General features: G+C 34.4%; 10 protein-coding genes. 6 read left to right on the top strand and 4 right to left on the bottom strand.

Annotation, left to right across the window (positions count from 1 at the left end):
* Positions 1-4: 4 nt before the first annotated feature.
* The 5 genes from D0T60_RS04215 (at position 5) to D0T60_RS04235 (ending at position 5,345) form a co-directional block, all read left to right on the top strand.
* The gene (locus D0T60_RS04215; RefSeq protein WP_163216904.1) at positions 5-934 is read left to right on the top strand and encodes a glycosyltransferase family 2 protein; all 930 of its coding nucleotides are present in this window, start codon (positions 5-7) and stop codon (positions 932-934) included.
* 9 nt (positions 935-943) lie between these two features.
* Complete coding sequence (locus D0T60_RS04220; RefSeq protein ID WP_163216905.1) at positions 944-2,755, top strand: thiamine pyrophosphate-binding protein; 1,812 nt, start codon at positions 944-946, stop codon at positions 2,753-2,755.
* Positions 2,756-2,872: 117 nt separating this feature from the next.
* Entirely contained in the window at positions 2,873-3,748 is an 876-nt protein-coding gene (locus tag D0T60_RS04225; RefSeq protein WP_163216906.1) for a UbiA prenyltransferase family protein, read from the top strand.
* Positions 3,745-4,332 (top strand): HAD family hydrolase, encoded by a 588-nt coding sequence (locus tag D0T60_RS04230; RefSeq protein ID WP_163216907.1) that lies wholly within the window; start codon positions 3,745-3,747, stop codon positions 4,330-4,332. Before D0T60_RS04225 ends, D0T60_RS04230 begins: the two co-directional genes overlap by 4 nt.
* Positions 4,333-4,343: 11 nt before the next feature.
* Complete coding sequence (locus D0T60_RS04235; protein ID WP_163216908.1) at positions 4,344-5,345, top strand: acyltransferase family protein; 1,002 nt, start codon at positions 4,344-4,346, stop codon at positions 5,343-5,345.
* 63 nt (positions 5,346-5,408) lie between these two features.
* On the opposite strand, the gene aspS is transcribed toward D0T60_RS04235, so the two are convergent.
* Positions 5,409-7,169 carry an aspartate--tRNA ligase gene (aspS, locus tag D0T60_RS04240; protein ID WP_163216909.1) on the bottom strand — a complete coding sequence of 587 codons (1,761 nt, stop codon included), beginning with the start codon at positions 7,167-7,169 and terminating at the stop codon, positions 5,409-5,411.
* Between the two features lie 81 nt (positions 7,170-7,250).
* The gene (locus tag D0T60_RS04245; RefSeq protein WP_163216910.1) at positions 7,251-8,264 is read right to left on the bottom strand and encodes a diacylglycerol kinase family protein; all 1,014 of its coding nucleotides are present in this window, start codon (positions 8,262-8,264) and stop codon (positions 7,251-7,253) included.
* A 402-nt stretch (positions 8,265-8,666) separates the two neighbouring features.
* On the opposite strand from D0T60_RS04245, the gene spt reads away from it, so the two are divergent.
* Complete coding sequence (spt, locus tag D0T60_RS04250; RefSeq protein WP_163216911.1) at positions 8,667-9,851, top strand: serine palmitoyltransferase; 1,185 nt, start codon at positions 8,667-8,669, stop codon at positions 9,849-9,851.
* A gap of 331 nt (positions 9,852-10,182) precedes the next feature.
* On the opposite strand, the gene D0T60_RS04255 is transcribed toward spt, so the two are convergent.
* A complete protein-coding gene (locus D0T60_RS04255) occupies positions 10,183-10,857 on the bottom strand; it encodes an ABC transporter ATP-binding protein (RefSeq protein ID WP_163216912.1) in 675 nt (224 codons plus the stop codon).
* Positions 10,858-10,883: 26 nt separating this feature from the next.
* Complete coding sequence (locus tag D0T60_RS04260) at positions 10,884-13,190, bottom strand: ABC transporter permease (protein ID WP_163216913.1); 2,307 nt, start codon at positions 13,188-13,190, stop codon at positions 10,884-10,886.
* Between the last annotated feature and the right edge of the window lie 15 nt (positions 13,191-13,205).

A 13,205-nucleotide genomic window follows, 5' to 3' on the forward strand; every position in this document is an offset into this window, starting at 1 on the left:
TAACATGAAAAAGAAAATAAGCATTGTTACTCCTTGTTATAATGAAGAAGAGAACGTTGAAGAACTTTCTAAAGCCGTAAAATCAATATTCGAAAATCTCAATTATGATTACGAACATATATTTATTGATAATGCATCGACAGATAATACAATAAAAAAATTGCGACAATTAGCCCAAAATGACATTAATGTTAAGGTTATATTGAACACAAAGAATTTTGGGCATATTCGTTCTCCTTACTATGGTTTATTACAAGCATATGGTGATGCTGTGATATTAGTGGCAGCTGATTTTCAGGATCCTCCCAATCTAATCCCCAAACTTATCGAAGAATGGGAAAAAGGTCATCCATTAGTTTTAGCTATCAAAAGTAAGAGTGAAGAAAGCCCTTTAGTTTTTGCTCTTAGAAAATTATATTATAAAGTAATAGCAAAAACATCTTCATCTGAGCACATCAGTAACTTTACAGGATTTGGTTTGTATAATCAATCTTTTATTGAGACTTTAAGAAAAGTAGATGATCCTTACCCTTATTTTCGTGGAATGGTGGCTGAATTAGGTAATAACTATTCTAAAATAGAATTTACTCAACCCATACGTACTAAAGGAAAAACTAAAAATAATATAAATACACTTTATGATATGGCTATGCTCGGTTTTGTGAATCAATCAAAATTACCTCTTCGAATGGCCTGTTTCATTGGTTTTATATTAGCAATATTGAGTTTATTAACAGGTGTTGGATATATGGTATATAAACTAATGTATTGGGATAGTTTTAGTATAGGAATAGCTCCTTTAATAATAAGTTTATTTTTCTTTTCTTCAGTACAGCTAATATTTATTGGAATTATAGGAGAATATATTGGAGCAATTTATACTCAAGTACATAAACGTCCTTTAGTTATAGAAAAAGAAAGAATAAATTTTTAATAGAACATTATGATAAAGATTAGCGATTATATATTTAAGTATTTAAGAGATGCTTACCAAATTGATCATGTTTTTCTAGTCACGGGTGGTGGAGCTATGCATTTAAATAATTCTATTGGACGTACTACAGGTGTAAAATATATTTGCAACCATCACGAACAAGCATCAGCAATAGCTTCTGAGGGTTATTATAGAACATCTGGTAAGTTATCTGTTACTAATGTTACAACTGGTCCAGGGGGAACCAATGCAATAACAGGGATTCTTGGACAGTGGTGCGACTCAATACCTGGATTATATATTTCTGGACAAGTAAAAGAAAGTACAACAATTGCTTCTTGTCCTCACATAAAACTTAGACAATTAGGAGATCAAGAAGTAGACATTGTAAGCATAGTAAAACCCATCACAAAATATGCGGTAATGATTACAAATCCACTTGAAATTAAATATCATATTGATAAAGCAATTTATATAGCTCTGAATGGTCGTCCTGGTCCTGTATGGATTGATATTCCATTAGATGTACAAGGCACAATGATTGACGAATCCAAATTGAGAGAGTTTGATGTTAATGAAATAAAAATAGAAGAAGACAATAATACACTCTCACTTCAAATTGATCAATTAGTAAATAAAATATCTAAAGCATCAAATCCTGTAATTTATGTTGGTAATGGAGTAAGACTAGCCAATAAAGTAGATGAATTCATAAGTATAGCAGAACAGCTTGAAATACCTGTAGTAACTGCTATTAGTGGTTCAGATATATTGTGGTATGACCATCCTCTATACTATGGTAAACCGGGTATTTGTGGAGATCGTATTGGGAACATCATGGTGCAGAACTCTGATTTAATTATTATTTTAGGTACCAGATTGAGCATTCGCCAAATTAGCTATGCATATGATTTATTTGCACCTCATGCTTATAAAGTAATGGTAGATATTGATAACGCTGAATTGAATAAACCAACATTATCAATTGATCTTAAAATCAATGCTGACCTACGTAATTTCTTTACTATATTAAAAGAAAAGTTGAAAAATTTCACATCTCCAAGATTTAAAGAATGGAGAGAATGGGGAAAAGAATGTGAATCAGTGCTTCCTAATTTATTCACAGATAATCCATCCAGTTCTGATTATGTTAGTTCCTATATTTTTGCGGATGAATTATTTAGTCAATTGCAAGCTGGTGATGTTGTAGTCACAGGAAATGGAACTGCATATACTTCTACTTTTCAGGCTATGAAAGTTAAAAAAGGAATAAGAGTATTTGCTAATCAGGGTTGTGCAGCTATGGGGTATGATTTACCTGCGGCTATAGGAGCAGCAGCAGCTAATACATCAGGCCAAACAATTTTAATAACAGGAGACGGTAGTATACAAATGAATTTGCAAGAACTGCAAACTTTAAAAACCTACAATCTTCCCATTAAAATATTTATTTTAGAAAATCAGGGATATTTGGCAATAAAAACTACACAAGAGTCATTCTTTGAAGGTTATTACACTGGTAGTGATCCAAGTAGTGGCGTTATTTGCCCTGATATGGAGCGTATTGCTTATGCATACGACATTCCTTTTATACGTATAAAGCAAGAAGGAGAGGATTTAGTTTCTTCAATAAAAAAAGTGTTAGACGCAAAAAGTTCTATGATATGTGAAATAAAAATGAATCCTATGCAAACACTTTTCCCTAAATCAGCTTCTTTCATGGATGAAAATGGAAAAATGAGTTCAGCACCTCTAGATAAAATGGCTCCATTTTTGCCCGACGAATTACAGATAAAGTGCATTTTTCCCACAAAAAAATAAAAGAGAAATGTTACAAAAATTAAATATCAAGAAATATACTGTTGCATTTCGATTAAAAATAGCCATATTATCCAAATACTTAAATTAAGTGAAACTATATCTGAGAGTATTTTAATTATGAACAAAATATTAGCACTTCTTCGAATTCATCAATGGGCTAAAAATTTTTTTATCTTTTTACCCTTGTTTTTTGATAAACGATTTGGAGACCTAAAATTACTCACAACATGTTTCATTGTTTTTCTAGGATTTTCTTTTATAACAAGTGCTGTTTATTGTTTTAATGATATTATTGATAGAGAAGATGACAAAAAGCATCCTTTAAAGAAAAAAAGGCCTATTGCTAGTGGAGATATTACAACACTTTCAGGTTGGATAATATCTTTTTGTTTAATAATATCAGGTGGTAGCATTTTATTTTTGGCTTATAGAAGTATATCTGTAATTTTAATTGTTTTGTTATATTTAATCCTTAACATAGCATATAGCATAGAATTTAAAAGAATAGCAATTATAGATGTTTTTATTATAGGAATCGGATTTGTAATTAGAATAATCATTGGTGGAATCATAGGAGATATCACTCTTTCTCACTGGATCGTTATTATGACATTCTTATTAGCTATATTTTTAGGATTTGCAAAACGTTTAGATGATGTGCAAATTTACACCAAAACAGGGGTTGCAGGAAGAAAAAATATTATTAGATATAATGTACCTTTTTTATACGCACTTTTAATGATAACTTCAACAGTTACAGTTGTTGCATATCTAATGTATTCTATATCTGATGAAATTACTAATCGTTTTGGAAGTAATTATATTTACCTAACCTCTTTATTTGTAATCCTTGGTATATTTAGATATTTGCAATTAACAATAGTTGATAAAAAAGGAGGAAGTCCAACCTTTATATTATTAAAAGATTTTTTCATACAAGGTTGTATCATTGCATGGCTATTATCCTTTGCTTTAATAATATACTTTATATGAAAAAAGTAGTCGCTTTTGATTTTGATGGAACAATAACAAAACAAGATACACTTCTTGAATTTCTCAAGTTTACTCATGGATGGAAGAGCTATTTATATCTTCTATTTTTATCCCCAATTCTTTTAGCCTATAAATTAGGTATTATAAAGAATTATATTGCAAAAGAGAAATTATTTTCTCTTTTTTATAAAGGTTGGACAATTGAAGATTTTAATTCTTCATGTTCTTTATTTGCTAGTACTATTGAAACTTATTCTAGTGCATTAGAATGCATTAAAGAACATATTAGTAATAATAATGATGTTATTATAATTAGCGCATCACTTGAAAACTGGATTTATCCATGGGCAATCTCTCATAACATTCATAAAGTATTAGCAACTCAAGTAGAAGTAAGTGAGGGAAAAATCACAGGAACATTTCTGAGTAAAAATTGCTACGGGCAAGAAAAAGTTAATAGACTACTTCAATATTTTCCAATGCGAGATAACTATTATTTAATTGTATATGGAGATAGCAAAGGAGATAAAGAACTTCTTGAATATGCAGACGAAAGACATTTCAAAAAATTCAATATTAAATAATTATTTCATCAATGAATAACAATTTAAAAGAACAGCGTAATCGTACTTTTGATATCTTAAAAGGAATAACAATTATTTTTGTTATTATTGGACATGCAAATCCTCCTATTTCATTATCAAGCTTTATATACAGTTTCCATTTACCTCTTTTCTTTATTATTTCGGGTTATTTTTATAACAAAGAAAAATACTCAAATATATTCTTCCTGATTAAAAAGAAAATCAAATCATGCATTATTCCTGCATTAATTACAACCATTATGATATTTCTCTTATGGTTAATTTTCATGTGCCCTTCCCCATTCAAAGACACGCCAACAATCCATATATTAGAAGTGCTACTTGAAAATTCAAAAACTTTTCTATGGGGAAATGGAATTAATTGTAATGGAATTACTGCTGTTGGTCCCGCTTGGTTTCTTTATTGTCTTTTTTGTGGCTTAATTATTCTTAATTTAGTATTAAGAATAAAAATCCTATTTATACAAATCTGTGTCATTCTATTCTTAGCCCATTTAAAATATATATTCCCTAATATTCCTGTTTTGCCATGGAGTTTGGATGTTTCATTTTGGGCAGTATACTATTTATTTGTAGGATACTGTATAAATCATTTTGATTTTTTATCTATATTAAATATGAAATTGGGGTTAGTTCTAATACTCCTATTTTTAGCAAATCCGCTATATACTTTTGTTTCGTTAAACAACAGAGACATTGAAAACATTTTACTATCTGCCATTCCTGCTATTTCATTTCTATGTTGTTTTTGTTATATCAACAAAGTTGCGCCTAAAATATTTAACAACAAAATCGGAGATATATTAGTCTTATTCGGGAAAGAGTCTATTATTATTCTTTGTTTTCATTTACTTTGGAAAGATTGGTTATTCCCTCTTTCATTTATAAAATATAATTGGGTAATTTTATCTGTTTATATGTGTTTCACATCATATATAACCATTATTATTATATCAAATCTAAAATTTATTTATAAACTATATCATAAATAAAATTATTAAGACTAAAAAAAATGGTCTATAGGTAATAATTCCTATTAGACCATTTCTCTATCATCAATTTTCTTTCACCTTCACCACCAAATTCAACTCTTCCAACTGTGCCGGTTCAAGCACTGAAGGAGCATCCAGCATCACATCACGTCCTGAATTATTCTTTGGGAATGCTATACAGTCGCGAATAGAATCTAAACCGGCAAACAAAGACACAAAGCGATCTAATCCATAAGCTAAACCACCATGAGGAGGTGCACCATACTTAAATGCATTCATCAGGAAGCCAAATTGCTCTTCTGCTCTTTCGGGAGTGAATCCTAATAATTCGAACATTTTATTTTGTAAAGCACTATCATAAATACGGATAGAGCCCCCTCCTACTTCAACGCCATTAATAACCATATCGTAAGCATTAGCACGTACCGCTCCCGGATCGGAATCGAGTAAATGGATATCTTCCGGTTTAGGAGATGTAAACGGATGATGCACAGCCATGAATCGTCCGGATTCTTCGTCCCACTCAAATAATGGGAAATCTACTACCCATAAGCAAGAGAATTGGTTTTTATCACGTAATCCTAACTGAGAAGCAACTTCCAGGCGAAGCTCACAAAGCTGTTTGCGAGTCTTCATAATATCTTCTCCGGAAAGAATTAAGATCAAATCGCCCGGTTTAGCTCCAAAAGCTTCTTTCATCTTTTGCAATACCTCTTGCGAATAGAATTTATCGACACTTGATTTTACATTTCCATCTGCTTCTACACGAGCATACACCATTCCTTTGGCACCAATCTGCGGTCTTTTCACAAAATCGGTTAGGGCATCCAGTTGTTTGCGCGTATAAGAAGCGGCACCTTCTGCACAGATACCACCTACATAAGCTGCATCGTCGAATACAGAGAAACCATGACCTTTCATAATCTCCATCAGCTCAACGAATTTCATTTCAAAACGCGTATCGGGCTTATCGCTTCCGTAATACTTCATCGCATCATGCCAAGACATACGTTGGAAAGGCTCTTGAATATCTATACCTCTCAAGGATTTGAAAAGATGCTTAGACATTCCTTCAAATATACCGAGAACATCCTCCTGATCTACAAAGCTCATCTCACAGTCGATCTGAGTAAATTCCGGTTGACGGTCGGCACGTAAATCTTCATCGCGGAAACATTTCACGATTTGAAAATAACGATCGAAGCCGGAAACCATCAGTAATTGTTTCAATATCTGTGGAGATTGTGGTAAAGCATAGAACTGCCCGGGGTTCATGCGCGAAGGAACTACAAAGTCGCGAGCACCTTCGGGAGTTGACCCCACCAATACAGGAGTTTCAACTTCCAGGAAGCCCAATTTATCAAGATAACTACGTACCTCAATAGTCATTTTATGACGAAGTTCCAAGTTGGCACGAACAGCATTACGACGCAAATCCAGGTAACGGTACTTCATGCGGATATCATCGCCACCATCTGTATTATCTTCAATGGTAAATGGAGGAACTATGGAAGCATTCAATACTTTCAATTCAGATACAATGATTTCAATATCACCGGTAGGAATATTGGCGTTTTTATTAAAACGCTCGTTCACCGAACCGGTTACTTGAATTACAAATTCGCGTCCCAGCTTATTGGCCTGGTCACAAAGTTCGGCATCTACCTCTTCATTGAATACTAATTGAGTAATTCCATAACGGTCGCGCAGGTCAATGAAAGTCATTCCACCCATTTTACGAGAGCGTTGTACCCACCCTGCCAAGGTAACCATGTTATTCACATCGGAGATTCGAAGTTCTCCGCACGTATGCGTTCTATACATATATATATTATTTTGATTTATTCAAAGTTGATGCAAAAGTACATATTTATTCGATATAGATTATTTGAGTGCATCTTAATTTCATTCTTTCTTGGTCAGTTTCTTTATCAAATCTTTATTTCTTTGGGCTATATCGCCTACAATTGCTTCATTCAACAAGCGTAATCCGCTAATATAATCGGAAGCTCTATTCAATACGTTAGAAACCTGTTTTTGTTTCTCCGAGGGAGTCAACATATACAAACCATCTTTAATTACTTCTACATAAATATCTTCTCCGGTCATCATTGGGTCGCCGTCAAAATGTACCACTCCTTTTTTAGATCGGTGAATATGTAGCTTCTTACAACGAAATGTCTTTATCCGGCTGTTATGATCGATGGTTCTATTAAATAGCTGAAAAGAAAGCGAAGGAATATCGAGCACGGTAAACGGCTCTAAGATAGTTACATCCAGCAAACCATCGGTAATAGTGGCCTGAGGAGTTATATAAGCATTATTTCCATATTGAGAAGCATTGCCGCAGGCTATCAGAAATGCTTTATACTTTACCATGCCGTCTTCTGTTTCCAACTCGTAGGTTTCCGGTTGATATTTCAGGCTTTCCTGAAGCGTTTTCTCCAGGTAAGTTAACACCCCTCTTTTACCGGCTTCGGCAAATTTCAGACTGACAAAAGCATCAAACCCTACTCCACAAGTACAAAAGAAAGGAGTATCGTTTATCTTTCCATAATCTACCAATTCAATTATTCCGTTGTTAATGATCTCAAGTGCTTTCTTGGCTTCCATCGGAATTTGCAGATGCCTGGCCAATCCGTTTCCTGAGCCAAAAGGTATGATTCCAAGGGCGGTCTTTGTATGAACCAGCGAGCGAGCTATTTCATTAATTGTGCCATCTCCTCCTACTGCAACTACCAAATCTACTTTATCTTCAGTGGCTTTAATGGTAAGTTCGGAGGCATGTCCTGCATATTGAGTATAAATAACCTCCCATGTAAAACGAGTTTTATCTATCACCTCATTAATAAGAGAGGTGAGAGAGTTTTTACTTTGTGTTCCGGATTTCGGGTTTATTATAAATAGTACCTTCTTCATAAAGTACAGTTTCTGTTTTTTAGTTTTAAAGTAATATGCTGCTTGTTTTTGAACTACAGATTAACACAGATGTCCACAGATCTTTAGTAAGAAATTCACCACAGAAGACACAAAGGGTACAGAGTTTTAATTTAATAATCTGTGAAAATCTGTGTTAATCTGCGGTTCATTTAATAATATCAACTATTCCGTGGTGTTTATCATTGTGTTATATTCAAAAATATGCAATGACAAAAATAGTATAAATCTCTCAAAAGTAAGGCAGGAGCCATCATTTAAAATAGAAACAGAATATTTTCATGTAAAAAAGAAACAGGCAAATACATATTTTACTATCTTTGACCCCGATTTTGAAAACAGATTCAAAAGGAATTAATAAATTTATTTATAGGGAAATAAATAATGGGATTATTACAAGATAAGTTAGCTAAGTATGATATTCCTCAGAAAATAAAAGCAAAGGGTGTATATCCATACTTTCGCTGTATTGAGAGTGAGCAACATACAGAGGTGATGATGAGCGGAAAAAAAGTGCTTATGTTTGGCTCAAATTCATACTTAGGGCTAACCAATCATCCAAAAGTTATTGAAGCTGCGATTGAAGCTACTAAAAGGTATGGTACAGGATGTGCCGGATCAAGATTTCTGAATGGAACACTCGACCTCCATATTCAATTAGAGAAAGAATTAGCCGAGTTTGTAGGTAAAGAAGATGCCCTTATATATTCTACCGGGTTTCAGGTGAATTTAGGAGTTGTATCTTGCATTACCGGCCGCGAAGACTATATTATATGCGATGAACTCGATCATGCTTCTATCGTAGAAGGTCGTCGTTTGTCATTCTCTACAACATTTAAGTTTAAGCACAACGACATGAACTCGCTGGAAAAGGAATTGCAGAAGTGCAGGCCCGAATCCGTGAAGCTCATTGTAGTAGATGGCGTTTTCAGCATGGAAGGAGATATCACCAACCTACCCGAAATCGTTCGCTTAGCCAAGAAGTACAACGCCAATATCATGGTAGACGAAGCTCACGGACTTGGCGTATTAGGTCGTCAGGGAAGAGGGACTTGCGATCATTTCGGATTGACTGGCGACGTAGATTTAATTATGGGTACTTTCAGTAAGTCGTTAGCTTCTTTGGGAGGCTTTATTGCTGCCGACGAATCTATTATTAACTATCTTCGCCATAACTCTCGCTCTTATATATTCAGTGCAAGTAGCACTCCTGCCGCCACTGCCGCTGCCCGTGCCGCTTTGCATATCATGAAGACTGAGCCGGAACGCCTCCAACAACTTTGGGATAATACCAACTACTCATTAAAACGTTTCCGCGAACTCGGATTCGAGATCGGTCATACCGCCACCCCTATCATACCGCTATATGTAAGAGATATAGATAAGACATTTATGGTAACCAAAATGTTGTTCGACGAAGGCGTATTCGTTAATCCGGTAATTCCTCCGGCATGTTCTCCGGAAGATACATTGATTCGTTTCTCTCTGATGGCTACTCATACCATCGATCAGATAGATTATGCTATAGAGAAACTGTTTAAGTGTTTCAAACAACTGGGAATCATTTAAAAAATAAAGGGAAAAGCTTGCTTTCCCTCTCCCAATGTAGTATATTTGTGAAACAATCGTGAATTAGATTTCAATCAATTCACCCATATAAGAGGAAAGCTGTTGCTTTCCTCTTTTTTTACGCCTACCCCTTCCAAAAGCCTTCTAAACGAGGTGAAAGACGGTTTCATTCCATCAAAGAAACACTTTTATTCAATTTAAAAGGTAGCACCTTTTCATTGGTTAAGTGCCACCTTTTGATAAATTAAGTCCGACCTAACGAACAATTAGGTCGGACTTAAAGAAAAGAGAGGAAGTTTAGTTAAGAATATATAAAGTTGCTATTGACACCCTAAACCGTTACTTCAGTAACCACCTGCCCGTCAAACAGATTAATAATACGTGTGGCATAACCGGCATCGTGCTGAGAGTGTGTTACCATTACAATAGTGGTTCCTTCATTATTCAGTTCGCTTAATAATGCCATCACCTCTTTACCATTTTTCGAGTCGAGATTACCGGTAGGCTCATCTGCCAGAATCAACTTCGGATTGGCCACCACCGCGCGGGCTATTGCCACACGTTGTTGTTGCCCTCCTGAGAGTTGTTGCGGAAAATGCTTGCTACGATGAGTAATATCCATACGCTTCATTGCTTTTTCTACTCTTGATTTTCTTTCTGCCGAAGAAATACCCATATAGAGCAAAGGCAGCTCTATGTTTTCGTAAACATTTAGTTCATCAATCAGGTTAAAGCTTTGGAATACGAAGCCAATAACCCCTTTCCGAAGATTTGTTCGCTGAGATTCGGTATAGTTGGATACTTCGATTCCATTCAGATAGTAAGCTCCGCTTGTTGGATTATCAAGCAACCCTAAAATATTCAAAAGCGTAGACTTTCCACAACCCGATGGACCCATAATAGCCACAAATTCTCCTTCGTTAATCAGGATACTTACATTATTCAATGCCCAGGTTTCCACTTCTTCCGTACGGAATATTTTCTGTAAGTTTTCTGTTTTAATCATAATCTTTTCGTTTTATAAATAATTTATTATTCTGATTTAATCACTTCTGCCGGATTCTGCACAGCCGCCTTCCAAACCCTCCAAAGAATAGTCAGAGCCAATACAAGGAGCGTAAAGCAAAATATTACCGCATAAATCCACCAACTTATTTCTGTTTGTAATATAAATGATTCTATCCAGGAGCTCATTATAAAATAACCTACCGAGAAAGCTATAACTGAGGCTATAACCAATAGCACAAAGTATTCATCAAAAAACATCAATAGAATATTGATACGCTTTGCACCATTTACCTTGCGTATAGCAATCTCTTTACGACGCTGCTCGCAAGTTAACGTAATCAAAGAGAACACACCAAATACAGAGATGAGCATACAAACAAAAGCAACAAAAATAAGCATTGTCAATAAGGCATTTTCCGACTTTAAGGCTTCATCATATACTTCTTCTATATTTCGAATATAAAAACTTTCGTTTTTATATTCCTGTTTCATCCATTCTTCAATAATCTTTTTACATTCAGACCAAGTATTTTCCTGATACTTGAATAATACCACAGGAGGAATGTATGTATATTCTGATTCTCTTGGAAGAACAAAACCAATTGGAGTTGACGGAGTACTATAAGAAGCCAAATAAAAATCTTTAATTACCCCTATCACTGTTTTATCTAATATTTTTTTGCCAATAGGCTTATGCCATCCCAACACCTTCACCGCTTTTTCATTAAGCAGAATACTTTCTTTGGGACTCTTATCACTCAGCATTTCTCCTTCTAACAAAACCAACCCGTGAAACTTTAAATATTCCTCATTTGTTTCGATAAGTTCTATTTGAAAAGACTCAGCATCTTCAGGCTTTCCTTCCCAATTTACTACTTGTTCATAATATTTAGGTCTTCCAATTAAAGGATAACTACCTTCTATCATATCTGTAACCATTGGGAGTTCTGTTACTTTTTTCACAAGAACATCATTCTTTATAGGGAAAAGCGCACCGAACATTGCACTATTTTTTCTTTCCATGCCTATATCTGTATTTTTCCAAAACTGCAACTGCTTTATCATCACAACAGAACAAAACATAATACCCAAACCAACTATCAATTGAAGCATGATACTGGATTTGCGGAAAATATTTCTGCGTCTTCCATCCGATGTTTCTTTTATAGAGAGGTAAAGCGCCCGTTTGTTTACATAATAAATAGAAAAACGAACTATTAACAAGGCTATCAAAACGATTACGAACATATAGCCAATGGCTTCTAAATAAATCTCTCCCTTTGTAGAACTAACCGATGAAAGTTCTTTAAATGCAGGCAATGCAATTTCAAGAAAAGCCATTCCTATAACTGTAGATAACAACAAAATAATTAATAGCTCCACCGAATAAAGCATAAATAAACTCCCATTAGTTGACCCACAGATTTTGCGCAAGGCTGTTTCTCTTAAACGCATATACAGCCTGCTTACAAAGATGGTAAGGTAGTTAAACAATGCACAAAAAATAATCAGTGCACTTACAATAGAGAAAATGATTAAATGATTGAACTTAACATTTAAAATAAACATTGCACCACTGTAATGTAATTTACTAAGAGGGAGCAACGTTAATGAGTTGATAACTACATGTTCTTTTCTGATTTCGTGAGCAGCCAATTTAGTTGCAAATTTCTCGAAATCCTCTCCTTTTTTTAGTTTTATATAGGTAATCCAAGATGCATACCCCCAAGAATAACTTGCTTGTTCATAACCGGATATAAAATCATAATACATATTAGAATGTTCACTCCAGCCTGTTATTATAGCCGAAATGGTGTACAGAGTTCCGTAACTACTTACTTCTTTTCCTATAGGACTTTCATCTCCAAAAAAACGGGCAGCAGCTTGTTGGGTTATTGCTATCTTTTTGCTGTTGGGTGCCAGAAAATCTATGCTTCCTTCTACCGTTTTAATGTCGAACATATCAAGATAGCGTTCATTGGTAAACATTATACAGCTTTGTTGCTTTATTCCATCTATGATAACATCATTCATGTAAGGATGATGATTATTAGAACTACTTTCTATCTCCGGAAAGGTTTCCTTTAAATAAGCTGCCAAAGCATGCGTTGTAGTTGTAGTTTGCCTCGTTCCTGCCATATCTTCCATTTGTACTAGATAAATCCGGTCTGCACCATCATGGAAAGAGTCATAGGTTAGTTCATAATGTATCCAGAGCATGGATAATGCAAAAAAAGTAAAGCCTATGGCTAATCCTAAAATACTAATGATACTTTGTGTTTTATATTTCAGTAAGTTTCGAACTGCTATTTTTATGTAATGGTATAACATGATTTCTTTTTTTAT

The sequence above is a fragment of the Bacteroides sp. 224 genome (assembly GCF_010500995.1).
In the GTDB taxonomy this organism is placed as follows: domain Bacteria; phylum Bacteroidota; class Bacteroidia; order Bacteroidales; family Bacteroidaceae; genus Bacteroides.